The organism is Paenibacillus sanfengchensis (assembly GCF_036864765.1).
Lineage (GTDB): Bacteria > Bacillota > Bacilli > Paenibacillales > Paenibacillaceae > Fontibacillus > Fontibacillus sanfengchensis.
The window spans coordinates 296,813-322,274 of record NZ_JBAGJC010000005.1 but is presented as its reverse complement, the minus strand read 5'-3'; the positions used below and the strand labels follow the sequence as shown (position 1 = coordinate 322,274).

The window sequence follows — 25,462 nt, the reverse complement described above, 5'->3', positions numbered from 1 at the left end:
CGCTTTACCTTGATTCAAATGATTCACCTCGTTGATTGGTAAAATGTGAATTTGTTATTATTTTGTTATTAAATAATATAACAAAAACGCTACCTACGTTTAATATAAGGCGAAACATTACCGCTTTCAATACTTTATTTTTGCGATTTGTTGAAGTTTTAACGGATATAACAAAAAACCGCCCTTGTCGTCAGGCGGTTTGAGCTTTAAATTTAGTTCGCGATCTCTTTGACCGAGTCTCTGTAAATGATTTTTCCTTGGACCAAGACCCTGCCGTTGCGGCGGTTCGGGCTTGAGATTTGCTCCATGATCGCCTCTACGGCGGTCCGGGCCATTTGGGTGATGTCCACTTCCACGGTAGTAAGCGGGGGATTGGTCAATGTAGCGTAGACATCGTTATCGAATCCAACCACAGAGCAATCGGCCGGTACTTTATAACCTTTGGCCGTAAGACGCTCGTACAGATTATAAGCGACCTGATCGCAGTTGCAGACGAAGGCGGTAGGAATCTTGTTTGGCAGCTCGATATCCAGATACACCCCCTTTTCATCGCGATCGTTCAGGAGCAGCCGATCCTCAAAAGCAAGACCATGCTCAAGAAGGGACTTGTAGTATCCGAGGAAACGATCCTGAATGCTGCTGGTGGAATAGATGTTGCCGACGTAGGCTATTTCCCGGTGTCCCATGCGAATCAGGTAATTTGTGATTTCATAGGCCCCGTAAAAATTGTCCGTGACAATGGAATCAATATCGGCGTGCTCATCGTAGAAATCAAGGAAAAGCTTGGGCAGGTCCATATTTTGCACAATTTCTATATATGGCTTGCTGATTTGCCCGAGAATTATAATCCCGTCTACCTTGTTCTCGCTATAAACCCTCGGAAAGTTCAACTGCTCCTCATCTTCGCTGCTTAATATATTCAGAATTCCGAAGTATCCGTATTGATCCAGATGGATGGCGATTTGTTGATACACTCTCAAGTAAAAAGAATCATTCATTCCCGTAAACCGCTGAGGGACCATGACGCCGATGTTATAGGAGTAGCCGTGTTTGATCGACTTGGCCGCAGAATTAAAACGGTATCCCATCTCGCTGGCCACCATTCTGATTTTCTGCTTCAGGCTTTCGCTGACCCCTTCTTTGTTATTAAGCGCTTTGGATACGGTTACACTGCTGACTCCCAATTTATCAGCGATATCTTTCATGGTTATGTTGCTTTTCATAAATTTAAATTCACCGTCCTATAAAAACTTCACCGGAATCAGCGTAAACATCAAAGTTAGTATACCTTTATAGCTTATAAATATAAAGATGTTTATGAAGTAGGGTGAAGTTAACAAATTGTTAACTTGATAATTACTTAATATAAATTAATGGATTGACTAGTAAACGCTTTAAATATAGAATATGAAATTAGTTTATCGATAACTTAATTTATAAACTTGAAAGGGGTTAATGTTCGTGAGTAAAAACAAAGCGCTTATGGGATTTCTGGCACTGCTGCTAGTGTTAACGACGCTGGCCGGCTGCTCCAAAAGCGGTAATGCAAACGAAGGTGCAGGGGATACTTCAGGCAATACGGGGGGCGGGTCCTCCGGAGAAATTACGGTTATTACGCAAAGAACCGATATCGTGGATACGGTATTTAAAGAATACGCCGCCGAATTCAACAAAGAGCATCCTGACATTAAAGTAAATTTCCAGGCGTTGTCCGACTATGAAGGCCAGATTACCGTACGTATGAACTCCGATGATTACGGTGATGTGCTGTTGATACCTACCAGCATTCCGCTTGTCGACACGCCGGAGTTCTTTGAACCCCTAGGCGATTTGGCCGAATTGAAAAAACAATACATCGGGCTGGATGAGCGAGCGATTGACGGAAAGGCTTACGGAATTCCGGTCGCGGTTAACTTCTCCGGGTTGATTTACAACAAAAAGGTGTTTGCGGATGCCGGCGTGACAACCGCTCCGAAAACGCCGGAGGAATTTATCGCCGCCTTGAAAGCGATTAAAGCTAAGGGTGACGCTATTCCGCTCTACACGAACTATGCCGACGGCTGGCCGCTGACGCAATGGGAATCGGTATTGACGACCGTAGCCGGCAGCGTGGATTACGTCAATGTGGATCAGCCGAACACGGATGAGAATTTCGTTCCCGGCAAACCTCACTATGAGCTGTACAAAGTGCTCTACGATGCGGCGAAAGAAGGCCTCATCGAACCGGATCCTACGACCACGAACTGGGAAGCTTCCAAAGCGGATTTGGCCAACGGCAAAATCGGCGCGATGGTCGTAGGTTCCTGGGCGATCGGACAAGTACAGGCTTTGGCTCCGAATAAGGAGGATATCGCCTACATGCCGTTCCCGACCAACGCCAGCGAAGTTATCATGCCGTTGGCCGGCGACTACAACATCGGGATAAACAAGTACAGCAAAAACAAAGAAGCGGCCCGGGCGTGGATCGATTGGTTTCTTAACAAATCCGATTACGCCACAGTACAGGCTGGCGGGATGAGCCCCGTTGTGGGTGCTCCGCTTCCTGAAACGTTAAAGGCATTCGAAGGAACCGCGGTGAAATTCGAATTGCAATCCCCGGCCAAGCAAGGTCAAGAGGGCCTCGTCGACAAAATCGACAAGGATGCCGAAATCGGCTTGTGGCAGCCTGAATTCAAAAAACGGATTATCGAAGCAGGCATCGGTAACCTGAATGAGTCTTTTGACGACATTATGAAAGACCTCAATGAAGCATGGGTGAAATCCCGTGCGAAAGTGATGAAATAATCGGCGAGGACGGATACGCAGTTTTTTTGCACCGGAAAAAAGGGGAGGCTTGCCTTCGCACGCTTCCCCGCTTAACTTTCACAGATAGATAAAAAGAGAGCAATACAGCAGGACCTTTGGAGGTGCGAGTGGTGTTTAAGAACCTAAGCTACAAAACTCAGCGGAAAATTATCATCTTCGCCTTTTCGCTGATTCCGGTGGTGTTATTGTTTACTTTTGCGTATTTGCCGGTCTTCAATATGTTTAAATACAGCTTTACGGACTGGAACGGATACAGTAAACATTATGACTTCGTCGGATTTGAGAACTACAAAACGATTTTTACGGATTCCAAATATTTCAGCGTCTTTAAAGTCAGCTTGTATTACTTTGTGGCTACCTTTGTACAAATGGGGCTGGCTTTGTACTTTGCCACGATTCTTAGTTTTAACGTCCGCTTTAAAAATTTTTTTAAAGGGGTTTTGTTTTTTCCGTACCTATTGAATGGTGTCGCCATCGGCTTTATCTTTCTGTTCTTCTTTAGACCGGACGGCACGCTGGACACGATTATGCAAGCCTTGGGCCTTGGAGCTTATACGCAAGGTTGGCTCCTGAACCCCAATATCATTAACATTTCGCTTGCCGGAGCCTCTCTTTGGAGATACATGGGCTTTAACTTCATTATCTTTCTGGGAGCGATTTCCTCCATCGGACGAGATGTCTATGAAGCTGCGGACATTGACGGGGCCAACCGCTGGCATCAGTTTCGTCATATCATTTTGCCGAGCATTAAAAGTATCGTGCAGCTCAATCTGATTCTGGCGGTCAGCGGGGCGATCAGCGCGTTTGATATCCCGTACATTATGACCGGCGGTTCCAACGGAAGTAACACCTTTGTCATTCAAACCGTGACGACGGCGTTCAAATACAACAAGCTGGGCCTGGCCTCCGCCATGGCGGTCGTTCTGCTCTTTATCGTGATCATTGTGACTTTACTGCAACGTTTGCTGATTAAGGAGGAGAAGTGACTATGTACAGAGTCAAGTATGCCACCGCCAATTTGATCAAGTATGCCAGTTTGCTGTTAGGCACGTTAGCCGCACTCATACCGATTTTCGTCGTTTTCTTTGCTTCATTTAAAACAAATAAGGAATACGGCACAAGCAGTCCATTGACACCTCCGGACAACTGGCTGAATTTTGCGAACTACACCAAAGCTTTTACCAACGGGAAAATGCTGCTCGGTTTCGGGAATACCGTCATTATTCTGGTGATTTCAATCATTGGCGCTACCTTGATCGGTTCGATGATCGCCTATGTACTGAATCGTTTCAAGTTCCGTGGCAGCAAGTTACTTATGGGGGCTTTTTTGTTGGCTACCCTGATTCCAAGCGTAACGACCCAGGTCGCCACGTTCCGGATCATTAACTTCTTGCATCTGGTGGATACCCGTTTTGCGCCGATCCTGTTGTATCTGGGAACGGACATCATTGCCGTTTATATCTTTATGCAATTTTTGGACTCGATCTCGGAATCGCTCGACGAATCGGCGATGCTTGATGGAGCTTCCTATTTTACGATTTATTGGAAGATCATTTTGCCGCTTCTCGCTCCGGCCATCGTCACGGTCATTATCGTTAAGGGTGTAAATATCTATAACGATTTCTATACGCCTTTTCTGTACATGCCGAGTGAAGATTTGCAGGTGCTGTCCACGGCGCTCTTCAAGTTCAAAGGGCCTTACGGTTCTCAATGGGAAGTCATTTGTGCGGGAATCATGATTACCATTGTGCCGATTTTGATCGTATTTTTGTCGCTGCAAAAATATATTTATAACGGTTTTGCCCAAGGTTCCGTTAAATAAAATTAATTTCGTAAAGTTAGAGAGGAGAACTTCTAATGACTAAAGTTCAAATTATCGGAGAAAATCTGTCCAACCTGCCTTGGCAGGACAAACCTGAAGGGGCCGTGGGCCCGGTTTGGAGACATAGCGAAAACCCGGTAATTCAGAGAAACCCGGCAAAGGGCATTGCCCGAATCTTCAACAGCGCCGTAGTCCCTTACGAAGGAAAGTATGTCGGCGTATTCCGTGCGGAAACGATCAACGGACGCCCGCATTTGCATTTGGGACATAGTGAGGATGGGCTAAACTGGAAGATCGACGAGGAGCGCATTCCGTTCGTCAATGAGGCGGGGGAGCCGTTTCAGCCGAATTATGCCTACGATCCCCGGCTGGTGAAGGTAGAGGACACGTACTACATTATTTGGTGCACCGATTTTTACGGCGCTTCCATCGGGGTGGCGAAGACGAAGGACTTCAAGTCTTTCATTCGTCTGGAGAATCCGTTCCTTCCTTTCAACCGCAACGGGGTGTTGTTCCCGAGAAAAATCAACGGCAATTTCATGATGCTTTCCCGTCCCAGCGACAGCGGCCACACCCCGTTCGGCGACGTATTCCTGAGCGAAAGCCCGGATTTCGTATACTGGGGCAAGCACCGTCACGTCATGAGCAAGGGCGGCCAAGGCTGGTGGCAATCCGTTAAAATCGGGGGCGGACCTGCTCCGATCGAGACGAGCGAAGGCTGGCTAATGTTCTACCATGGCGTAACGGGAACCTGCAATGGTCTCGTATACAGCATGGGAGCGGTGATTTTGGATCGGGATGAACCGTCCAAAGTGAAATACCGGTCCAGTACCTATGTGCTGACACCCGAGGAATGGTATGAGGAACGCGGGTTCGTTCCGAACGTTGTGTTCCCGTGCGCTACGCTGACCGATGCGGAAACGGGCAGAATCGCGATTTATTACGGCGCAGCCGATACTTATGTCGGCGTCGCTTATACAACCGTTCAGGAGATCGTGGATTATGTGAAAGCGACCCATGAAGCAGTGGGCGACGACGCGGAAATCGGCGTGATGTAATTAATGAAGAAAACGGATAATCCCATCCTTGCGGATGGGATTATCCGTTTATGGGAATAGGGAGGTAAACCGAATGGCCAACGATAAAATAGAGGACCTGTTACAGTACAATGGGATCAGTCCGAAACCCCGGGACTTTGATGCGTATTGGGAGAGAGCGGTAGCGGAACTGGACGCCCAGCCGCTAAAGTTTCAACTGGTTCCGGCGGATTTTCAAACTCCGCATGCGGAATGCTACCATTTATATTTTACCGGGGTAGGAGGAGCCAGGGTCCATGCGAAATATGTGAAACCCAGACACCAGGAGGGGAAGGGGCCGGGATTGGCCCTGTTTCACGGCTATCACGGCGGCAGCGGGGATTGGTTTGACAAGGCGGCTTACGCGGCTCACGGCGTCACCGTCATCGCGCTGGACTGCCGCGGCCAAGGCGGGCTTTCCGAAGATCGTTCCGTTGTCAAAGGGACAACCTTGAAAGGCCATATTATCCGGGGGATCGAGGAAGCGGACCCCGACAAGCTGTATTACCGCAACTGTTTTCTGGACCTCGCGCAAACGGTCCGTATCCTGAAATCGATGGAGCAGGTCGATGCGGACAAAATCGCCGTTCACGGCTGCTCCCAGGGCGGGGCCCTGACGGTAGCTTGCGCCGCCCTGGAACCTTCGGTCAAGCTTGCGATCCCGGTCTATCCGTTCCTGAGCGATTACAAAAAAGCCTGGGAACTGGAAGTGATGTCCTCGGCTTATGAGGAAATCGCTTATTACTTCCGCTTCATGGACCCGCTGCATACGCGGGAAGCCGAAGTGTTCGACAAACTGGGGTACATCGATATTCAGAATTTGGCGGACCGCATCCGGGCCCGGGTGATCTTCGTGACGGCCCTAGCCGATCCGATTTGCCCTCCGATTACGCAGTTTGCCGTGTATAATAAGATCAGAGCGGACAAAGAACTCGTGGTTTACCACGAATATGGGCACGAATATTTGCCGAATTTGAGCGACCGGGTGCTGCAGGAGGTACTGAAACTGTAAAATCGTCGTCTTTTACCGGCACCCGGATTGATGCCGCCCTTTGCAACTGATATAATAAATTGATTGTACTTCAAGGATTTGTGGTGGGGGTAAGGATGACAGATATTCGGGCAAGACAAGAAAAGATACGTAATTTCAGTATTATCGCTCATATAGACCATGGCAAATCGACGTTGGCCGACCGGATTCTCGAATATACCGGGGCGCTGACCTCCCGCGAAATGCAGGAGCAAGTGCTGGACCAGATGGAACTGGAACGGGAGCGCGGAATCACGATCAAACTGCAGGCGGTCCGCTTGTCCTATCGTGCCGATGACGGGGAAGAGTACCTGTTGAATTTGATCGACACGCCGGGGCACGTCGACTTTACCTATGAGGTTTCCCGCAGCCTTGCCGCGTGCGAAGGGGCTCTGCTTGTCGTGGACGCCGCGCAGGGGATCGAAGCGCAAACCCTGGCCAATGTTTATCTGGCGCTGGACAATAACCTTGAAATTTTGCCGGTGATCAACAAAATCGATCTGCCGAGCGCCGATCCCGATCGCGTAAAGCAGGAGGTCGAGGATGTGATCGGACTTGACGCCAGCGAGGCCGTGCTGGCTTCGGCCAAAGCGGGCATCGGCATCAAAGAGATTTTGGAGCAGGTCGTGCAGAAGGTGCCGGCTCCGACCGGAGATCCCGATCAACCGCTGAAGGCGCTTATTTTCGATTCGCACTATGATCCCTATAAAGGTGTAATCGTTTATGTCCGGGTTATTGACGGCCATATCAAGGCGGGCTCGAAGATCAAAATGATGGCCACGGAGAAGACGTTCGAGGTCATCGAGGTCGGAGCTTTCAAGCCGAGAATGACGATTGTGGACGAGCTGAATGTCGGCGATGTCGGCTTTATCGTGGCCGGGATCAAGAACGTCGGCGACACCCGGGTCGGGGATACGGTGACGGATGCCAAGAAACCGACCGCCGAACCGCTTCCAGGCTACCGCAAAATTAACCCGATGGTTTACTGCGGACTTTATCCGATCGAAACATCGGATTACAACGACCTTAGGGAAGCGCTGGAGAAGCTGCAGCTCAACGACGCTTCGCTCAGCTTCGAGCCGGAGACGTCGAGCGCGCTCGGCTTCGGTTTCCGCTGCGGCTTCCTTGGCCTGCTGCATATGGATGTCATTCAAGAGCGGATTGAGCGCGAATTTAACATTCCGCTCATCACGACGGCGCCGAGCGTAATTTACCATGTAACGCTGACGAACGGCGAGACGATCTCGATCGACAACCCTTCCAACTATCCGGAAGTCGGGAAGATCGAGTACGTGGAGGAGCCGTACGTGAAGGCCGCGATTATCGTTCCGAACGATTATGTCGGGACCGTAATGGAACTTTGCCAGAGCAAGCGCGGCGAATTCGTGAACATGGAGTATCTCGATACGACGCGCGTCACGATTACGTACCAGATTCCGCTGTCGGAAATCGTCTACGATTTCTTCGATCAGCTGAAATCGAGCACGAAGGGCTACGCCTCCTTCGATTACGAACTGTCTGGCTACCGCCAGTCCAATCTGGTGAAAATGGACATCCTGCTTAACGGGGAACAGGTCGATGCGCTGTCCTTTATCGTGCACCGGGAGCGGGCCTATCACCGCGGCCGGATCATCTGCGAGAAGCTGCGCGAGCTGATTCCGCGTCAGATGTTCGAGGTGCCGATTCAGGCTTCCATCGGCACGAAGGTCATCGCCCGCGAAACGGTCAAGGCGATGCGCAAGAACGTGCTTGCCAAGTGCTACGGCGGTGACATTTCGCGGAAGCGGAAGCTGCTGGAGAAGCAGAAGGAAGGCAAGAAGCGGATGAAGCAAGTCGGTAATGTGGAAGTGCCGCAGGAAGCGTTTATGGCGGTTCTGAAGATTGACGATAAATAATCCAGTGCCCATCAGACAACGTTGACTAACAAATTTGTCAGTCAATTTTGAGGTAGTTAAGTGCATAAGAGCCTAAAACGGCGTTATTTTTGTCGAAACTGCCGCCAGAAGGCGGGGGATAGCGGACTTTGGGACCTTATTCGGGGGAGAAAGCGGCCCAAATCCCCGCTTGGGAACCGGCAACAGGGGAATAAGCCTCTTCTTTTGGGCCGCTATATTGCTACCGAATATGAATCGGGCCGAAATAGGAGCGCTGACGGTCGTTATTCCCGCTGAAGGGGCACCAAGTCCGCTAATTATGATGATAAGAGCCTAATTAAAGGAAAGCCCGCGGGCTTTCCTTTAATTGTTACGCCAAAAGAATGATTTAACGGGAAAACTTCCCGCTAAATTTCGCTCCAGGCGCCTGCCTCCTGATTTAACTGGAAAATCTCCAGTTATTTCTCGATTCAGCCGCTGTTTCAAGCGAATTCAGGTAAATTAGCGGGAGGTTTTCCAGGTAATTGTCGCCCGCAGCCGCACAGGACCTAAAATAACAGGAAGAATTCCCGTTAGTCATAAAGCTTGAACCGATGAATGAATTACAAGTAAGAATTGGAGGCATCGCCCATGAACGAAATGACCAATCCGCATCATCAGGGAATGCCTGAGACCGCGAATCATCACGCCAGCGCCCCGAAGGCGGTTTATATACACATCCCGTTTTGCACGAACAAGTGCTTTTACTGCGATTTCAATTCCTATGTGCTGAAAGATCAGCCGGTGATGGATTACCTTCGAGCGCTCGACCGCGAAATGGAGCTGACCGTGCAGGCGACTCCGGCGGAGGAGATCAAGACGATCTTTGTGGGCGGAGGGACGCCGACCGTGCTGAATCCGCAGGAAATGGAATATTTCCTGAATTCCGTCCGCCGCCACTTTCCGAACTGGGCGGAGGATATCGAATTCACGATGGAGGCCAATCCGGGGACGACGGATGCCGAGAAGCTGGCCGTCATGAAAGCCGGCGGTGTCAACCGCGTGAGCTTCGGCGTGCAAGCCTTCCAAAACGAGCTGCTCTCCGGCATTGGGCGCATCCATAATACGGATGATGTGTACCGTAGTCTGGAGAACGCGCGCAGCGCGGGGCTGCATAATTTATCGATCGACCTGATGTTCGGCTTGCCGAATCAGACGGTCGAGATGCTGGATTACAGCGTTAGCCGGGCGCTGGAACTGGGGCTGCCGCATTATTCGATCTACAGTCTTAAGATTGAGGAGAATACGTTGTTCCATACCCTGTATCAAAAAAATCAGCTCCCATTGCCGGGGGAAGAGGATGAGCTGAACATGTACCTCCTGTTGATGGACCGCATGAAGGCGGCCGGATTCAAGCAGTATGAAATCAGCAACTTCGCCAAACCGGGCCACGAAAGCCGCCATAACATTACCTACTGGCGGAATGAAGATTACTATGGCCTGGGAGCCGGGGCCCACGGTTACGCAAAACGCCGCCGCCACATCAACATCAAGGGGGTCAATCCCTATGTCGAGGCTTGCAAGCAAGGGCTGCCGCGCTTGGAGCAGTTCGAGGTGACGAAAGCGGAGGCCATGGAGGATTTCGTCATGGTCGGCCTTCGGATGCTGGACGGAATCCGGTTCTCCGATTTTGCCGAACAGTTCGGGGCTTCTCTGGAGGAAACGTTTCACGCTCCGCTGCATAAAATGACCTCGGCAGGTTTGCTTGAAATGCATGAGGATCATGGCGGTTATCGTCTCAGTGAAAAAGGAGTGCTCTTCGGCAACGAAGTGTTCGCCGAGTTTATCGGGGCTCTGACTTCTTAAACGAGGCGGGTTTCGGCTCTCCAGAATTTCGCTCGAAAACGGCTTCTTGAAAAGCTCACTTTCTCTCTTGAACTTTTATGCGACATACTGTATATTTATTCATATTATAAGTGCACAGTTTAAGGGGGAAAGAGGATGCAGGCCGTAGCCGTATGCAGACAAGCGAGACTTGAAGATGTGGAGCCGTTATTTACGATGATTGAAGGCTATGCCCGCCAAGGGATTATGCTCCCCCGTTCCCGAGCCGTATTGGAGCGGCAAATTTCCGATTTTGTCGTCGCCGAGATGGATGGGCGGATCGTCGGCTGCGGATCGCTGTGCAGACTAGGAGAAGAGCTGGTGGAGATCCGCTCACTGGGCATCGCCGAAGGTTACAAAGGCCGGGGATTAGGCTCCATGCTTGTAGAAGAGCTCGTCTCGCAAGCGAAAAGCCTCGGTATTCCCAAGGTCATGGCTCTGACCTATGAGGTATCCTTCTTTTTGAAAAACGGATTTACCGTGGTGGAGAAAGAGATTTTTCCCGAGAAAGTTTGGACGGATTGCGTGAATTGCGCCAAGCAGCATTGCTGCGACGAGATCGCCGTACTCAAGATACTGGACTGACTTGACAATCGTCGGGTCGGTTTGGTATTTTTGTAATATAGTTTAGCACTCGACGATCTAGAGTGCTAACGAGCAAGTCTCAAATTTGTTACCAGGAGGGATTTCCATGTTGACGGAACGCCAAAGAATGATTTTAACGGCTATAGTGGATGATTACATTCGCTCGGCGGAACCGGTGGGATCCCGAAGCATCTCCAAGCGCGGCGACGTCGGGTACAGTCCGGCGACCATTCGCAACGAGATGGCCGATCTGGAGGACCTGGGTTTTCTGGAGCAGCCCCATACATCGGCTGGCCGTATCCCTTCTCATAAAGGCTACCGGTACTATGTGGATCATCTGGCACCTTTAAATCTGATTTCGCCCGATGAATTCAAAATTATGAGAGCTTTTTTTGCGGAAAAATTGAATGCGATTGAACAGGTCATCCAGCATGCCGCGACGATCCTGTCCCATATGACGAACTACACTTCCATCCTGCTTGGGCCGGAAGTTTTTCACACGTCTTTACGGCATTTTCAACTGCTGCCCCTAAATGAGAATACGGCGGTGGCGATCATCGTGACGAGCACGGGACAGGTCGAGAACAAAACGGTTACGATCCCTGCCGGGCTTTCCGTGTCGGAGATGGAGAAAGTCGTGAACCTGCTGAACCGCAAGCTGACGGGCGTGCCGATCTATAAATTGAAGACGGCTTTGTACAATGAAATCGGACGGGAAATGCAGCGGCATGTGGAGCATTTCGAGGAGTTGATGAGCGTATTGGAAGAAGCGCTGGACAAGGATCAAGACGGGCAGCGTCTGTTCCTCAGCGGTACGACCAATATGCTGAACCAGCCCGAATTTCGCGATGTGGACAAAGTGAAAAGTATTCTCGACCTGTTTGAAGAGACGCCGACTTTGTTGAAAATGATGACATCGGCGGGCTCCGGCATTCAAGTCCGGATCGGAACCGAGAACGATCATGAGGCTTTCGCCAATTGCAGTCTGATTACGGCGACTTATGCCATCGAAGGCGAAGCGGTCGGCACGATCGGCATTTTGGGACCTACCCGGATGGAGTATGCCCGGGTTATCGGCATTCTTGATATTTTGTCCAAGGACCTGTCCCGGTTTTTGTCCCGGATGCACTGATCCATTAGGATGACGTATCAACGGAAACACTAGGGAACATGGCTTTAGTTACTGTTAAGGAGGTGACATCTTGAAGGAACAAGAACCGATTCAAGACAACATCCAGACGGGTGTGGAAGAGGAATTGAAGGAGAACGCCGGGAACAACCAGGAGCCTGCTCCGGTTGAAGAGCCGGAGGTTCAAGAGGAAACGGCACGGGGGAACTCGGAGGAAGAGCAAGCCGAGCTTGAAAAGTTGCGGGCTGAAGCGGAGGAGCACAAACAGCGTCTGTTCCGTACTCAGGCTGATTTCGATAATTTCCGTCGGCGTACGCTGAAGGAAAAGGAGGAGCTGGGGAAATACGCCTCAGCCAAGCTGATCACCGAGCTGCTGCCGGTAATCGACAACTTCGAACGCGCTTTGAGCACGACGGCCGAGAATGCGGATCTTTCCTCTTATGCCAAAGGGGTGGATATGATTTTCCGCCAACTGGAGGGCATTTTGAAAACGGAGGGATTGACGGCGATGGAACCCGTCGGAACACCGTTCAATCCGGAATTCCACCAGGCGATCATGCAGGTGGAAAGCGATGAGTATGAGGAAGGCACCGTCGTGGAAGTCGTTCAGAAGGGCTATCTTCTGAAGGATAAGGTGCTTCGCCCGGCTATGGTCAAAGTAAGCGGCTAACAGATCTGTCAGAGCGACTATTTAAGGAGGATATTTTCCTATGAGCAAAGTTATCGGTATTGACCTTGGAACCACCAACTCTTGCGTTGCGGTTATGGAAGGCGGCGAAGCCGTCGTTATTCCTAACCCGGAAGGCGCTCGTACAACCCCTTCGGTTGTAGGCTTCAAGAAGGACGGCGAACGGATCGTCGGTGAAACGGCAAAACGCCAGGCTATTACCAATCCGGACCGCACAATTATTTCGATTAAGAGACATATGGGTACGAACCACAAGGAATCGATTGACGGTAAAGATTTTACGCCGCAAGAAATTTCCGCGATTATTTTGCAAAAATTGAAATCGGACGCCGAAGCATATCTCGGCCAGCCGGTTACACAGGCCGTTATCACGGTACCTGCCTACTTTAACGACAGCCAGCGTCAAGCGACCAAGGATGCGGGCAAAATCGCCGGTCTCGAAGTATTGCGGATCGTCAACGAGCCTACCGCGGCCGCTTTGGCTTACGGTTTGGAGAAAGCCGAGGACCAAACGATTCTCGTTTATGACCTTGGCGGCGGTACATTCGACGTTTCGATCCTGGAGCTGGGCGACGGCTTCTTCGAAGTTAAAGCGACCAGCGGGGACAACCATCTCGGCGGTGACGATTTTGACCAAGTGATCATCGATTACCTCGTAGCCGAATTCAAGAAAGATCAAGGCATTGACTTGGGCAAAGACAAAGCGGCTGTACAGCGTTTGAAAGATGCTGCGGAAAAAGCGAAGAAGGAATTGTCCGGCGTCCTGACGACGACGATCTCCCTTCCATTTATCACCGTGGTGGACGGCGTGCCTCAGCACTTGGAAGTTAACCTGACCCGTGCGAAATTCGAGGAATTGTCCGCGGATCTCGTAGAACGCACTTTGGGACCGACTCGCCGCGCGCTCAGCGATGCGGGCATGACGCCGGCCGACATTGACAAAGTCGTTCTGGTCGGCGGTTCCACCCGGATTCCGGCCGTGCAGGAAGCGATCAAGAAATTGACCGGCAAGGAGCCGCACAAGGGCGTGAACCCGGACGAAGTGGTGGCGCTTGGGGCAGCCGTTCAAGCGGGCGTGCTGACCGGCGACGTGAAAGACGTCGTTCTGCTCGACGTTACTCCGCTTTCGCTCGGTATTGAAACCGCCGGAGGCGTGTTCACCAAAATGATCGAGCGGAACACGACGATCCCGACAAGCAAGTCGCAGGTCTTCTCGACTTATGCCGATAACCAGCCTAGCGTGGAAATTCACGTTCTTCAAGGGGAACGCGAAATGGCGGCCGGCAACAAGACGCTCGGCAAATTCATGCTTGGCGACATTCCGCCGGCACCGCGCGGCGTGCCGCAAATCGAGGTTACGTTTGACATCGATGCGAACGGGATCGTTAACGTTTCGGCGACCGATAAAGGCACCGGGAAGAGCCAAAATATCACGATCACTTCCTCCAGCGGTCTGAGCGATGAAGAAGTGGATCGCATGATGAAAGACGCCGAGCTTCACGCTGAGGAAGACAAGAAGCGCAAAGAGCTGGTTGAAGTGAAAAACACCGGCGACCAACTGATCTATAGCGTTGACAAGACGCTGAAGGATCTTGGCGATAAAGTCGATGCGGCTGAGGCGGAGAAAGCGAACGCGGCCAAAGACGAGCTGAAGAAGGCGCTGGAAAGCGACAATGTGGAAACGATCAAAGCGGCTACCGAGAAATTGACCGAGATCGCTCAGCAGTTGTCCGTGAAGTTGTATGAGCAAGCCGCTCAACAACAGCAAGCCGGCGGCGCGGAAGGCGCATCGGCTGGCGGCGGCAAGGAGAATGTCGTCGACGCCGATTACGAAGTCGTGGACGAAGACAAGAAGCAAGGCTAACAAAATCACAGGCTGATATAACGGTGCATAGACTTAGGTGAACTGGGAAGGTCAAAGTGCGGGCTGTTTCCGTGCTTTGACTTTCCTTTTGCCGGATTGGGGAGAAATGTACCCGGCGCACCAATCAAGTCATAAAGGGGTGGAAGGATGGCTGAGAAACGAGATTACTACGAGGTCCTGGGCCTCGGCAAGAACGCTTCGGACGAAGAGATCAAGAAAGCTTACCGCAAACTGGCGCGTCAATATCACCCTGACGTCAACAAGGCGCCGGATGCGGAGGCCAAATTCAAGGAAGTCAAGGAAGCCTATGATGTACTGAGCGATTCCGGCAAACGCGCCCGGTATGACCAGTACGGTCATATCGATCCGAACCAGGGAATGGGCGGCGGCTTTGGCGGCGGCGCTGATTTCGGCGGCTTCGGCGATATCTTCGACATGTTCTTCGGAGGCGGCGGACGCCGCGATCCGAATGCCCCGCAGCGCGGAAATGACCTCCAGTATGCGATGACCATCGAATTTAAAGAAGCGGTGTTCGGCAAAGAGACGGATATCACCATTCCGCGGACGGAAAATTGCGACACCTGCTTTGGCTCCGGAGCGAAACCGGGCACGAAGCCCGAAACCTGTTCGGTCTGTCACGGATCGGGACAGCAGGAAGTCGTGCAGAACACGCCGTTCGGCCGGATGGTCAATCGCCGTTCCTGCAGCAACTGCGGCGGACGGGGGCAAATTATCCGGGAGAAGTGTCCGACGTGCGCCGGCAGCGGCAAGGTGAAGAAGCAGCGGAAAATCCACGTCCGCATCCCTGCGGGGGTCGACGATGGCGCTCAACTGCGGATGTCCGGAGAGGGCGAAGGCGGCTTGCGCGGGGGACCGGCGGGCGACCTGTATATCGTCATCCGCGTCAAGCCGGATGAGTTTTTCGATCGCGAAGGCGACGACATCTACTGCGAGTTTCCTTTAACGTTCGCGCAAGCGGCTCTTGGCGATGAAATCGAAGTGCCGACGCTGACCGGTAAAGTCAAAGTGAAAATTCCGGCCGGTACCCAGACAGGCAGGTACTTCCGCTTGAAAGGCCAAGGGGTGCCGAAGCTGCGCGGCATCGGGAATGGCGACCAGCATATCAAAGTGGTGGTCGTTACCCCAAGCCAACTGAGCGATGAGCAGAAGGAGCTGCTGCGCCAGTTCGCGGCATTGGACGGAGAGCACACCCATGAGCATGAGCAATCGTTTTTTGATCGCATGAAACGGGCGTTTCGCGGAGACTAAACCTTCGACATCGGCAGGACGATAGCAAGAAAGCGGGGGTGTCTTTAGAATCATCGGCCGATGGTTTTAAGGACACTCCTTTTTTTTGTGACATGGGGCTTCTTTTTTAACAACCAACGGTTTTACTCTGAGGATCATAGCGGATTTCCGGGGCCGGACAGGTGAAAAAACGGTACAAGGCAGCTTGCCTTGTACCGTTCTTTGTTAGTCGAAATTTATGACCGGATATGAGCGATAATCTCCTCGTCCAAATCCAGGGTGATATCTTCACGGAACGCCCTGACACCGTATTCTTTATATACATACTGCATAATCGCTTCCATGATGTTCGCTTCCACAATGTACCAGCTTCTGCCGTTCGCCCAGACTTCGCCGGTATACCCGGTGTCCTCGTCCCAGCTCAGTTCCACCTGGACGTCCGTCGGTCTTGTGCCGGTTCGGTGCGCGGTGTGAAGGCAAATCGCATTAATAATTTCATCCATGCTTAAAACCATACTTTAATATCTTCCTCCACGGTAATGGTCGTCACTAGGCTGCGGCCGTCTCTTAAACCGGCGGTAGAGCGCGACCCCGATGGCGATAATAACATAGATGGCCAGAAGGTTTACCGCAAGGCCGAGCAGGTTGCCCAGGAAGCCCATGCCCCCGAACAATCCGCCGAACAGCATACCGGCGAGACCGCCGATCATCAAGCCTTTCATGAAACTGCCGCCGCTAAAAAATCCGCGTTTTGCTGTGGTGCCGGCCGTCGTACCGGATTTGTTGGTTCCGGCAGTATCGCCGGATCTTTGATAGTTGTCCGTCGATTTTTTCGGTGCCGGCGTATAGGAACGAGGGCCGGATTTAAATCCGCCGCCGCGTTTGGCATCAACGAGGCCGGGCGAAGTGACGGCGAAAATCAAAGTAAACGCCATCATAATCATCATCATTTTCTTTAGCATTAAAGTAATAACCCTCCTAATAAATTTAATTTAGTATGTTCTAATGCTATACCTGTAATACGGGCAAGAAGAGAGGACGTTTCAATTTTTAATCAATATTTTTTACAATAAAAAAATCGCATAAACCCCTCCGAAACACCGCATCCTAATATCCCAAGGAACGGGGATTCCCGGTTCCTTACAGCAGCAACGAGAAAGGCAGGTCCTGCACATGGCGGAGAAGAATATTCTAGCCTATTTCAAAAGCCCCGAGGAAGCGGAAGGCGTGGTCAGAAAACTGAGCGCCTTGCGCGTAATTGACCTATCCATCGACCGGTTCAGCCGTTACCCCGGCGAGGGTTACGATCCTTTTAACCCCATCACCGGCAAGGTGAGCAGTTTATCCGCCATCACCCAGGATGCCGCGATTACCAATCAATCCGCAGGCATTTTGAGTGCGGCGGACCCCGCCGCCAGCGGGTTGAGCCATGGTGGCCAAGGCGGGCCGACCGGACGGGATATTTTGCTTACGGCGGTCGTCGATGAGTCGGTACATCATCAGGCACTGCGGATTATAGAAGAAGCCGGCGGGCAGATGTAACTAATTTTCGATATATAGAAGGAGGGTTATGCCATGAACAAATCGAACCCGGACCGGATAACTAGAAGAGTTCCGGCCAGCGGAAAGCAGTTGGAGATCGGATATAACCGGGATATCGAGTTTTCCGAGGAACTTGCGGACCAGGAAGATTGGGAAGCGATCGAACGCAGTGAGCGGGCGGACAACCGGCAGAAAGGGCAGCACGACTGGACTTAGATAAAGGATGGAGAAACCGCCGGAGCAGCTTCGGCGGTTTCTTCGGCATGCCGATTGATTGCGAATAGAAAATGCGATTTTGTCACTCTTTTCAATCTATAGTACAATAGATTTCATGCACGAATTTCAAGGAGGAAATCTTACGATGATCTGGAAAGAGCTGACTATACATACAACCGAGGAAGCGGTGGAGATGATTTCCAACTTCCTGCATGAAGCGGGGGCCGGCGGCGTTACGATTGAGGAATATGTCGATAACGATAAACCGCGCGATACATCCCTGGGCCAATGGTTCGAAATTCCGCCGAACGATATTCCTGAGGGAGAAGCCAAGATCAGCGGCTATTTCCCCGAAGGCGTCGATATCGAGGAAGTGATCCGCGAGGTGCGTGAACGGATTGAAGAGCTACGGACTTACGACATTGACCCGGGGACGCCGGAGCTTACGATCCGGGAGGTCAGTGAAGACGACTGGGCCAACAACTGGAAGCAGTATTTCAAGCCGCTTCGCGTGTCAGACCGGCTGACGATCAAGCCGACCTGGGAGGCGTACGAACCGGCGTCCGCCGATGAGAGAATCATTGAACTAGATCCGGGGATGGCTTTCGGAACGGGGACGCACCCGACGACCTCGCTCTGTTTGCGGACACTGGAAGGCATTATTCGGGAAGGGGACGAAGTCATCGATGTCGGCACCGGCTCCGGCATTCTGGCGATTGGCGCTTGCCGTTTGGGCGCTTCCCGCGTGCTTGCGCTGGATCTGGATCCCGTAGCGGTGTCGAGCGCTCTGGAGAACACGAGACTGAACCAACTGGAGAGCCGGATTCAGGTGGTGGAGAGCGATCTGTTGTCCGTCTTGAAAAAAGGCAACGAGGCCACGGTAAACGTACAGCTTCCGGTCCGGGTAGTGGTCGCCAATATTTTGGCCGAGATCATTCTGCTCTTTATTGAGGATGTGTATGAAGCGTTGCAGCAGGGCGGCTATTATATTGCCTCCGGCATCTATAAGAATAAGGAACGGGTCGTTGAGGAGGCCTTGACGGCCGCGGGCTTCGTGATTGAACAAACGGCCCGCGAAGAAGATTGGGTCGCTTTTGTGGCGAGAAAGAGGTAAAGATGGGGCTTCTGGATCAAATATTGCGCGGTCAGTTTAGCGAGTTACCTTTTTATTTACTTACCATCGTGATCGCTTTTTCAGTACATGAATTTTCCCACGCTTACGTTGCCAATAAATTCGGCGATCCTACCGCCAAGCTGCTGGGCCGGGTGACGCTAAATCCGGCGGTGCATTTCGATTTGTTGGGGACTATCCTGCTCGTGATCGCGGGCTTCGGCTGGGCACGGCCGGTCCCCGTCAACCGGGATAACTTTTCCAAACCTCGGGTCATGGGAGCCATCGTATCCATCGCCGGCCCGCTGAGCAACCTGCTTCTGGCTATCGCCGGTGCGGCGATCTACGCGGCGCTTATCCGGTTTGGCGTGGTTTCCCCGTTCGGACCGCAGGACAAATTGTCATTGGCCCTGGATACTTTTTTAAATCTGTTCGTTCTTATGAACTTTTTCTTGTTCCTGTTTAACCTGATTCCTTTGCCGCCGCTGGACGGATACCGGATTTTGGAGGACGTTGCGCCGCGGCGGATTTCGGGCAAGCTTCAGCAATATGAACAATGGTCAGTGCTTATTTTTCTGATTATACTGATGGTCCCGGTACTCCGTCAGTATACGATAATGCCGCTTTATGGTGCGTCTTATTTCCTTTCAAAGCACTTCTTGGTCTTTTTCCATACGATATTCGGCGGCTAGGTAAGACTTTACCGCGAACTAGCACTGGAAAGCTGAAAACAAAAGTTGTATGATGTATTTTGGCGATTTTGAAGGCAAGGAATGATGAGATGCAGCGTTATTTTATAGATCCCGGGCAGTTCCACGACACGTCGGTGGAGATTACGGGCGATGACGCCCGCCATATCGGCAAAGTTATGCGATCGAAACCGGGCGATAAGCTGATCGTCAGCGACGGCGTAAACCGCGTGGCGCTGGCCGAGATCGTGACATTGGATCCGCAGGAAGTGACAGCGGAGATTATAGAGGTTTTGGAACCGGCCGGAGAGCCGTCGGTTGAGGTTACCGTGGCGCAGAGTTTGCCGAAGGGCGACAAGATGGAAACCGTGATCCAGAAATGCACGGAGATCGGCGCTTCCGCGTTTTTGCCGTTTATTTCCGAGCGGACGGTCGTGCAGTACGACGGAAAAAAAGAAGAGAAGCGGACCGCACGCTGGCGCAAAATTGCGAAGGAAGCGGCCGAACAGGCGCATCGCAGCCGAATTCCGGCGATCGAGGCGCCGGTTTCCTGGCGCGATATGTTAGCCGAGCTGTCCGGCTTCGATCTGGTATGCATTTGCTACGAGAAGGAGCACGGTCAGCAACTGCGCGATGTGCTGAAGCCTTTCTCGACGCGCCTCGCATCCGGACATAACTGTCGCGTAGCGGTTATTGTCGGTCCCGAAGGCGGATTCTCCGAGCGGGAGGTGGCGGAGGCCGAGAAGGCCGGGGCGCTTTCCGCCGGTTTGGGACGACGCATCTTACGCACGGAGACGGCCGCCATGGCCGCCCTGACCTGCATCATGTATGAATCCGGAGAAATGGGGGGAATTTAGTATGCCATCCGTTGCTTTTTACACGCTGGGCTGTAAAGTGAATTTTTATGACACTGAAGCGATTTGGCAGCTGTTTAAAAATGAAGGCTACGAACAGGTGGATTTCGAACAGACGGCCGATGTCTATCTGATCAATACCTGCACCGTAACCAATACGGGGGACAAGAAGAGCCGGCAAATTATCCGCCGGGCCGTACGGCGCAACCCCGACGCGATTGTAGCCGTAACCGGCTGCTACGCACAAACGTCGCCGGCGGAAATCCTGGATATTCCCGGCGTGGATCTCGTTATCGGGACGCAGGACCGCGACAAGATTATGCCGTATGTGAAAGAAATCCAGGCGCAGCGCCGACCGATCAACGCGGTACGGAACATTATGAAGACGCGGGAGTTCGAGGAGCTTGATGTTCCCGATTTCGCGGATCATACGCGCGCTTTTTTGAAAATCCAAGAGGGTTGCAACAACTTCTGCACGTTCTGCATCATTCCTTGGTCGCGCGGGCTGTCCCGCAGCCGGGATCCGCAGAGCGTGGTCGCCCAGGCCCGGCAGCTTGTGGCCGCGGGATATAACGAAATCGTATTGACGGGTATCCATACCGGCGGGTACGGAGACGATCTGGAGAATTACCGGTTATCCGATCTGCTGTGGGATCTTGACAAGGTGGAGGGGCTGGGCCGCATCCGCATCAGTTCCATCGAAGCGAGCCAGATCGACGACCGCATGCTGGAGGTGCTGAAAGGTTCCTCCAAAATGTGCCGTCACTTCCATATACCGCTGCAAGCCGGAAGCAATGAAGTGCTCAAGCGGATGAGACGTAAATATACGATCGAGGAATTCGAAGAGAAGATCAAGAAGATCCGCAACTTCATGCCGGATGTGGCGATTACGACCGACATCATCGTCGGCTTCCCCGGAGAAACCGAGGAATTGTACCGCGAGGGCTACGAGGCGATCAAGCGGATCGGCTTCTCGGAAATGCACGTGTTCCCTTATTCCAAACGGACAGGCACGCCTGCGGCCCGGATGGAAGATCAAGTGGACGAAGAAATCAAGCATGCCCGTGTACAGGAACTGATCGATCTGTCCGAGCAGATGCAACTGGCTTATGCCGAGAAGTTCGTCGGGCAAGTACTGGACGTTATTCCCGAGCGCGACGAAAAAGGCGTTTGGGGAGAAGGCTTCGTAACCGGGTTCAGCGACAACTACCTGCAAATCCGGTTTGACGGAACGCCCGATCTTGCCGGCAAGATGTGCCGGGTCAAGCTGACCAAGGCGGACGCCAATACGAGCGAGGGACAATTGGTCCGTGTCCTGGACGGGGCGGAAAGCGCCAAAGCGTTGGCCTGACCGGCCAGCCCTCGTGTGTTGGACCTGCAATTGCATAGAGCCGATTCAACAGGGATTTCACCCGTCAGGGTTGAAGTCCTTGTTGCCGATTGGGGTAATACGACAGTAAGGGGGCGAGGAAAATGCCGGACAAGGAAATATCCGCCGGAGGCGTTGTGTACCGCAGGACCGCCGGGCGGTTGCAGATACAGCTCATCACGGACCGGTACGGCAGGTTTTCTTTTGCCAAGGGGAAAAGAGAGCCCGGGGAGACGGTCGAGCAAACCGCACTAAGGGAAATACGGGAAGAGACCGGCTTGATCGGGCAAATTGACGGACTGATCGATATTATCGCTTATACCTACCGCCATCCTGTTCACGGGGCCGTGGACAAGGAAGTGCATTACTACCTCGTCGAAAGCCGGGGCGGACAGCTTCGTCCCCAAGTGGAAGAAATTCGGGGCGTGGCCTGGTACGATCCGAAAGAGGCCTGGGAGAAACAGCTGAAATCGGGATACGACAATAATGATTTTATTCTGGAAAAAGCTCTGAAAATGCTGAATCTGGAGTTTTAACGGAGGGCTGCCGATCGCCGGTCCGGTTACGCTTCCTTCGGATGCTCCAGGCGGCTCCAAATCGGCAAATAGCAAAAAGGCAGGGCGAGCAAGGAGCAAACGACGTTGAATATCGTTTGGGAATGGGCGATTTGGGCGGCCGGGTCTCCGGATATCCAGGCCGAGGCGGCGCCCAAAGGCTCCGTGAGCGGGAGAAACAACGCCGCGCCGAGCACGTTGAGCGCAACGTGCGACCAAGCGACAAAGCTGCCGGAACGCGAGCCGCCGAGCGAGGCGATCACGGCGGTGACGCAGGTGCCGACGTTGGAGCCGATCACCATGGCGATGCCGAGCGGGAGCGGCAGCGTCCCGGCGGCGACCAGGCCCATGGTCATCGCGATGGTGGCGGCGCTGCTGTGAACGAGCGCTGTCAGCGCCGCTCCGGCGGCCGCGCCCCAAAGCAGGCTGTCGCCAGCGTGATCAAGCAGCCAGCCGATGACGCCGTAGGCTTCCAGCGCGGGCCCGGCCGACTGCATCCAGCGGATCGCGATCATGATCAGGCTGAAGCCGGCGGCAGCCAGGGAGCCGAATTGCAGCGGCGTCAGCAGCCGGAACCACTTGGATGCCCGGTAGCCGCCGGGAAGCATCTCCTGGGCGGTGACGGCCGCGGCCCAAAGAAGCACGGATAGAATCAGCAGCGGGACGCCGATACTGGAAATATTCAAGGCGATCAGTTCCGTCGTCAGGCAGGTGCCGATGTTCCCGCCGAGGATAATGCCGAGCGTCCGCGCGTAGGACAGGAGCCCGGCGTTGACCAGACCGATGGTCATGACCGTAACCGCCGTGCTGCTTTGGAGCGCCGCCGTCACGAACGTGCTGGAGACCATGCCGGTCCAGGGCGTCCGCGTTGTGGCTTGCAGGGCCCGGATCAACCCGGGGCCCGCCCAGGCGTGAAGCGAGGCTTCCATCAGCTTCATGCCGAACAGGAACAGGGCCAGTCCGAAGGTTACGGGGAAAATGAGCTCATGGAACAATCGTGACGCCTCCTGTCCTACCAAAGTGTACAAGTTACATATATGCTTGGCCGCAGCGGTCCATGCTGCGTAATTTTGCATCGTTGGTTTGTGGCTTCAGGACCGCAAGCGGAGCTTGGGTTCTATCATCTTTATGGGGGTTGAATAGCGTGGCATCGGTTATTTTGCAGCGCAGCCGCAAAAAGCGGCTGGAACAAGGTCATCCATGGGTTTATAAAAGTGAGATTGAGCGTGTGGAGGGGGAGCCGGCTCCGGGGAGTCTCGTGGAGATTCTTGACCACCGGGGGCGTTTTCTGGCAACGGGGTATTATAACGCCGCATCGCAAATTACGGTACGCGCGGTGTCTTTCACGCCGCTTGCAGCGATGGACACCGGCTTTTTCGAGCGCCGGTTTCGGGAATGTCTCAAGCATCGGGAGCGTTTTGTCCGTGACGAGAACGCGTACCGGTTCGTTTACGGGGAAGCGGATTTTCTCCCCGGTTTGATCGTGGACCGCTTCGGCGACGTGCTCGTCATCCAGCTGTTGACGCTCGGCATGGACCTATGCCGGGAGGCGATCGTTGAGGCGCTGGTCGCCGTGCTTCAGCCCGCGGGAATTTACGAGCGAAGCGATGTACCGATTCGTGAGATGGAAGGGCTGGAGCAAGTGAAAGGCCCGCTTTACGGCACTCCGCCGCGGCATGTGACCGTGACGGAGAACGGGCTGAAGATTCGCGTCGATATTGAAGAGGGCCAGAAGACCGGCTATTTCTTCGACCAGCGCGAGAACCGCGCTTCCATCCGGCCGCTGATGACCGGCTGGGGAGAGCGGAGCGGGATCGCGCTGCAGGATGTGCCGGACGAAGCCGGGGGAATCCGCCGGGTTCCCGTCAACCGGAACGGCAAGGAAGTCACCTTCCCGTATTGGGACGGGGCCACGGTGCTGGAATGCTTCTCGCATACGGGAAGTTTTACGCTTCATGCCTGCCGGTACGGCGCCAAAAAAGTCACCTGCCTGGACATTTCCGAGCATGCGATCGAAAGCGCCAAGGCGAACGTGGAGCTGAACGGGTTCGGCGACCGCGTCGAGTTCGTCGTGGCCGACGCGTTCGATTATCTCCGCGGCCAGGTTAAGGGGCTTGCCGAGCGGAGCAGCCGGGCGGCGGCAGACGGCAAGGCCGACACGTCGGTGCCGATGACTGCGGGCGGCGGGCGTACCTGGGACGTCGTGATCCTGGATCCGCCGGCCTTCGCCAAAACGCGCAGCGCGGTGAAAGGCGCCTGCAGGGGATACAAGGACATCAACCTGCACGGCATGAAGCTCGTCAACGAGGGCGGCTATTTGGTGACCGCCAGCTGCTCTTACCATATGCGGCCGGATCTGTTCCTGGAGACCATCCAGGAAGCGGCGGCCGATGCCGGCAAGATCCTCCGCCTCGTAGAATGGCGGGCTGCCGGAAAGGACCATCCGCAAATATTGGGCGTGGACGAGGGGCGCTATTTGAAATTTGCAATTTTTGAAGTTCGTAGCAAAAATTTCTAAAGTAGGTCGAATTTATCCTATTCGGCAATGCCCGTTTTCCCTTTGAAAGCAGGGCTGGCGAATCGTGATAAAAGCTTTTTACGCCACGATTTTGTCGAATTCGGCTCATCGGAAGCAAATAGCGGCTTTTTTAGGCGTTTATTTTTGGGATAGAGAGATCCAATCCTTGATTTGGGGCCCGCACAAGGTAAAAAAGTCCCTTTTTGACACTAGCGTTGCATTAACCCGAGGGACTAACGGCTGTAACAGCCTCCCTTTGAAACCGGGCGGGTAGAGTAAGGGCCATTTGCGGCGCTAATTTGTCGAAATCGTCCTTTCCGTGTGAAATAGAGGTCCTTTGGGGCCTTATTTTTGGGAAAAGCGGGCCGAAACCTGATTTTTGTACCCCGCGGCAGGAAATAAGGCCTTTTTTGATCGTTATTTTCTCGACGGAGCCTAGGTCGGATCGAAATAACGGACCAAAAAGCCGCTATCAGTGCCTTTGGAATTGTGGTGGAGTGCATTTTTAATGGTTTGGGTCAAAATAAAGGGAATTCTTCCCGTTAATTTGGGGCGTGCGCGGCTGGAGAGGTGATTTAGCTGGAAGACCTCCCGCTAATTCGCCTGAAACTCTGTATATCGGCTA

General features: G+C 53.0%; 24 protein-coding genes. 20 read left to right on the top strand and 4 right to left on the bottom strand.

Annotated elements, in window-relative coordinates; translation table 11 throughout:
• Positions 1–212: 212 nt before the first annotated feature.
• On the bottom strand, positions 213–1,223 hold the full coding sequence (locus V4U84_RS13390) for a LacI family DNA-binding transcriptional regulator (protein WP_334077288.1): 1,011 nt from the start codon (positions 1,221–1,223) through the stop codon (positions 213–215).
• Between the two features lie 238 nt (positions 1,224–1,461).
• Here V4U84_RS13390 and V4U84_RS13385 point away from each other — a divergent pair, with 238 nt between their 5' ends.
• The 12 genes from V4U84_RS13385 to dnaJ all read left to right on the top strand — a co-directional run bounded on the left by V4U84_RS13385 (position 1,462) and on the right by dnaJ (position 16,005).
• Positions 1,462–2,784, top strand: a complete 1,323-nt coding sequence (locus V4U84_RS13385) for an ABC transporter substrate-binding protein (RefSeq protein WP_334077287.1) — start codon at positions 1,462–1,464, stop codon at positions 2,782–2,784.
• A 131-nt stretch (positions 2,785–2,915) separates the two neighbouring features.
• Positions 2,916–3,791 (top strand): carbohydrate ABC transporter permease, encoded by an 876-nt coding sequence (locus tag V4U84_RS13380; RefSeq protein ID WP_334077286.1) that lies wholly within the window; start codon positions 2,916–2,918, stop codon positions 3,789–3,791.
• 2 nt (positions 3,792–3,793) lie between these two features.
• Positions 3,794–4,627 (top strand): carbohydrate ABC transporter permease, encoded by an 834-nt coding sequence (locus V4U84_RS13375; RefSeq protein WP_334077285.1) that lies wholly within the window; start codon positions 3,794–3,796, stop codon positions 4,625–4,627.
• 35 nt (positions 4,628–4,662) lie between these two features.
• Entirely contained in the window at positions 4,663–5,685 is a 1,023-nt protein-coding gene (locus V4U84_RS13370) for a glycoside hydrolase family 130 protein (protein ID WP_334077284.1), read from the top strand.
• A 73-nt stretch (positions 5,686–5,758) separates the two neighbouring features.
• Complete coding sequence (locus V4U84_RS13365; RefSeq protein WP_334077283.1) at positions 5,759–6,715, top strand: acetylxylan esterase; 957 nt, start codon at positions 5,759–5,761, stop codon at positions 6,713–6,715.
• A 95-nt stretch (positions 6,716–6,810) separates the two neighbouring features.
• Complete coding sequence (gene lepA / locus V4U84_RS13360; protein WP_334071988.1) at positions 6,811–8,628, top strand: translation elongation factor 4; 1,818 nt, start codon at positions 6,811–6,813, stop codon at positions 8,626–8,628.
• A gap of 642 nt (positions 8,629–9,270) precedes the next feature.
• Positions 9,271–10,452, top strand: coding sequence for a radical SAM family heme chaperone HemW (gene hemW, locus V4U84_RS13355; protein ID WP_464686145.1), 1,182 nt, complete (start codon positions 9,271–9,273; stop codon positions 10,450–10,452).
• 135 nt (positions 10,453–10,587) lie between these two features.
• Positions 10,588–11,055 (top strand): N-acetyltransferase, encoded by a 468-nt coding sequence (locus V4U84_RS13350; protein ID WP_334071987.1) that lies wholly within the window; start codon positions 10,588–10,590, stop codon positions 11,053–11,055.
• A gap of 106 nt (positions 11,056–11,161) precedes the next feature.
• The gene (hrcA, locus tag V4U84_RS13345; protein WP_334071986.1) at positions 11,162–12,187 is read left to right on the top strand and encodes a heat-inducible transcriptional repressor HrcA; all 1,026 of its coding nucleotides are present in this window, start codon (positions 11,162–11,164) and stop codon (positions 12,185–12,187) included.
• 70 nt (positions 12,188–12,257) lie between these two features.
• Positions 12,258–12,854, top strand: a complete 597-nt coding sequence (grpE, locus tag V4U84_RS13340; protein ID WP_334077282.1) for a nucleotide exchange factor GrpE — start codon at positions 12,258–12,260, stop codon at positions 12,852–12,854.
• A gap of 40 nt (positions 12,855–12,894) precedes the next feature.
• Positions 12,895–14,736, top strand: a complete 1,842-nt coding sequence (gene dnaK / locus V4U84_RS13335) for a molecular chaperone DnaK (protein WP_334071984.1) — start codon at positions 12,895–12,897, stop codon at positions 14,734–14,736.
• Between the two features lie 147 nt (positions 14,737–14,883).
• Positions 14,884–16,005, top strand: a complete 1,122-nt coding sequence (gene dnaJ, locus V4U84_RS13330) for a molecular chaperone DnaJ (protein ID WP_334071983.1) — start codon at positions 14,884–14,886, stop codon at positions 16,003–16,005.
• Between the two features lie 215 nt (positions 16,006–16,220).
• Here the strand turns inward: dnaJ and V4U84_RS13325 are convergent, their stop codons facing one another.
• On the bottom strand, positions 16,221–16,499 hold the full coding sequence (locus V4U84_RS13325) for a YxcD family protein (protein ID WP_334071982.1): 279 nt from the start codon (positions 16,497–16,499) through the stop codon (positions 16,221–16,223).
• A 3-nt stretch (positions 16,500–16,502) separates the two neighbouring features.
• Positions 16,503–16,946, bottom strand: a complete 444-nt coding sequence (locus tag V4U84_RS13320; protein ID WP_334071981.1) for a hypothetical protein — start codon at positions 16,944–16,946, stop codon at positions 16,503–16,505.
• Between the two features lie 211 nt (positions 16,947–17,157).
• Here V4U84_RS13320 and V4U84_RS13315 point away from each other — a divergent pair, with 211 nt between their 5' ends.
• From V4U84_RS13315 to V4U84_RS13285, 7 genes are all read left to right on the top strand, one after another.
• Positions 17,158–17,526, top strand: a complete 369-nt coding sequence (locus V4U84_RS13315; protein WP_334071980.1) for a hypothetical protein — start codon at positions 17,158–17,160, stop codon at positions 17,524–17,526.
• A 33-nt stretch (positions 17,527–17,559) separates the two neighbouring features.
• Positions 17,560–17,742: a YfhD family protein gene (locus tag V4U84_RS13310; protein ID WP_334071979.1), complete on the top strand. Its 183-nt coding sequence runs from the start codon at positions 17,560–17,562 to the stop codon at positions 17,740–17,742.
• A gap of 145 nt (positions 17,743–17,887) precedes the next feature.
• Entirely contained in the window at positions 17,888–18,856 is a 969-nt protein-coding gene (gene prmA, locus V4U84_RS13305; protein WP_334071978.1) for a 50S ribosomal protein L11 methyltransferase, read from the top strand.
• A gap of 2 nt (positions 18,857–18,858) precedes the next feature.
• Positions 18,859–19,545 carry a site-2 protease family protein gene (locus tag V4U84_RS13300; protein ID WP_334071977.1) on the top strand — a complete coding sequence of 229 codons (687 nt, stop codon included), beginning with the start codon at positions 18,859–18,861 and terminating at the stop codon, positions 19,543–19,545.
• Between the two features lie 89 nt (positions 19,546–19,634).
• Entirely contained in the window at positions 19,635–20,399 is a 765-nt protein-coding gene (locus V4U84_RS13295) for a 16S rRNA (uracil(1498)-N(3))-methyltransferase (protein ID WP_334072075.1), read from the top strand.
• Position 20,400: 1 nt separating this feature from the next.
• Complete coding sequence (gene mtaB, locus V4U84_RS13290; RefSeq protein WP_334072074.1) at positions 20,401–21,747, top strand: tRNA (N(6)-L-threonylcarbamoyladenosine(37)-C(2))-methylthiotransferase MtaB; 1,347 nt, start codon at positions 20,401–20,403, stop codon at positions 21,745–21,747.
• A 122-nt stretch (positions 21,748–21,869) separates the two neighbouring features.
• Positions 21,870–22,301, top strand: a complete 432-nt coding sequence (locus V4U84_RS13285; protein ID WP_334071976.1) for an NUDIX hydrolase — start codon at positions 21,870–21,872, stop codon at positions 22,299–22,301.
• Between the two features lie 26 nt (positions 22,302–22,327).
• On the opposite strand, the gene V4U84_RS13280 is transcribed toward V4U84_RS13285, so the two are convergent.
• Positions 22,328–23,314 (bottom strand): Na/Pi cotransporter family protein, encoded by a 987-nt coding sequence (locus V4U84_RS13280; protein WP_334071975.1) that lies wholly within the window; start codon positions 23,312–23,314, stop codon positions 22,328–22,330.
• A gap of 149 nt (positions 23,315–23,463) precedes the next feature.
• On the opposite strand from V4U84_RS13280, the gene V4U84_RS13275 reads away from it, so the two are divergent.
• Positions 23,464–24,837 (top strand): class I SAM-dependent rRNA methyltransferase, encoded by a 1,374-nt coding sequence (locus tag V4U84_RS13275; protein ID WP_334071974.1) that lies wholly within the window; start codon positions 23,464–23,466, stop codon positions 24,835–24,837.
• Positions 24,838–25,462 lie beyond the last annotated feature (625 nt).

Bases quoted from the DNA above. Each gene is read 5' to 3' on its own strand.
- V4U84_RS13300 (WP_334071977.1), top strand. From the start codon at position 18,859: ATGGGGCTTCTGGATCAAATATTGCGCGGTCAGTTTAGCGAGTTACCT.
- dnaJ (WP_334071983.1), top strand. From the start codon at position 14,884: ATGGCTGAGAAACGAGATTACTACGAGGTCCTGGGCCTCGGCAAGAAC.
- hrcA (WP_334071986.1), top strand. From the start codon at position 11,162: ATGTTGACGGAACGCCAAAGAATGATTTTAACGGCTATAGTGGATGAT.
- V4U84_RS13310 (WP_334071979.1), top strand. From the start codon at position 17,560: ATGAACAAATCGAACCCGGACCGGATAACTAGAAGAGTTCCGGCCAGC.
- V4U84_RS13315 (WP_334071980.1), top strand. From the start codon at position 17,158: ATGGCGGAGAAGAATATTCTAGCCTATTTCAAAAGCCCCGAGGAAGCG.
- mtaB (WP_334072074.1), top strand. From the start codon at position 20,401: ATGCCATCCGTTGCTTTTTACACGCTGGGCTGTAAAGTGAATTTTTAT.
- V4U84_RS13370 (WP_334077284.1), top strand. From the start codon at position 4,663: ATGACTAAAGTTCAAATTATCGGAGAAAATCTGTCCAACCTGCCTTGG.
- V4U84_RS13320 (WP_334071981.1), bottom strand. From the start codon at position 16,946: ATGCTAAAGAAAATGATGATGATTATGATGGCGTTTACTTTGATTTTC.
- V4U84_RS13390 (WP_334077288.1), bottom strand. From the start codon at position 1,223: ATGAAAAGCAACATAACCATGAAAGATATCGCTGATAAATTGGGAGTC.
- lepA (WP_334071988.1), top strand. From the start codon at position 6,811: ATGACAGATATTCGGGCAAGACAAGAAAAGATACGTAATTTCAGTATT.
- V4U84_RS13365 (WP_334077283.1), top strand. From the start codon at position 5,759: ATGGCCAACGATAAAATAGAGGACCTGTTACAGTACAATGGGATCAGT.
- hemW (WP_464686145.1), top strand. From the start codon at position 9,271: ATGCCTGAGACCGCGAATCATCACGCCAGCGCCCCGAAGGCGGTTTAT.
- V4U84_RS13350 (WP_334071987.1), top strand. From the start codon at position 10,588: ATGCAGGCCGTAGCCGTATGCAGACAAGCGAGACTTGAAGATGTGGAG.
- V4U84_RS13285 (WP_334071976.1), top strand. From the start codon at position 21,870: ATGCCGGACAAGGAAATATCCGCCGGAGGCGTTGTGTACCGCAGGACC.
- V4U84_RS13375 (WP_334077285.1), top strand. From the start codon at position 3,794: ATGTACAGAGTCAAGTATGCCACCGCCAATTTGATCAAGTATGCCAGT.
- V4U84_RS13295 (WP_334072075.1), top strand. From the start codon at position 19,635: ATGCAGCGTTATTTTATAGATCCCGGGCAGTTCCACGACACGTCGGTG.
- prmA (WP_334071978.1), top strand. From the start codon at position 17,888: ATGATCTGGAAAGAGCTGACTATACATACAACCGAGGAAGCGGTGGAG.
- dnaK (WP_334071984.1), top strand. From the start codon at position 12,895: ATGAGCAAAGTTATCGGTATTGACCTTGGAACCACCAACTCTTGCGTT.
- V4U84_RS13325 (WP_334071982.1), bottom strand. From the start codon at position 16,499: ATGGTTTTAAGCATGGATGAAATTATTAATGCGATTTGCCTTCACACC.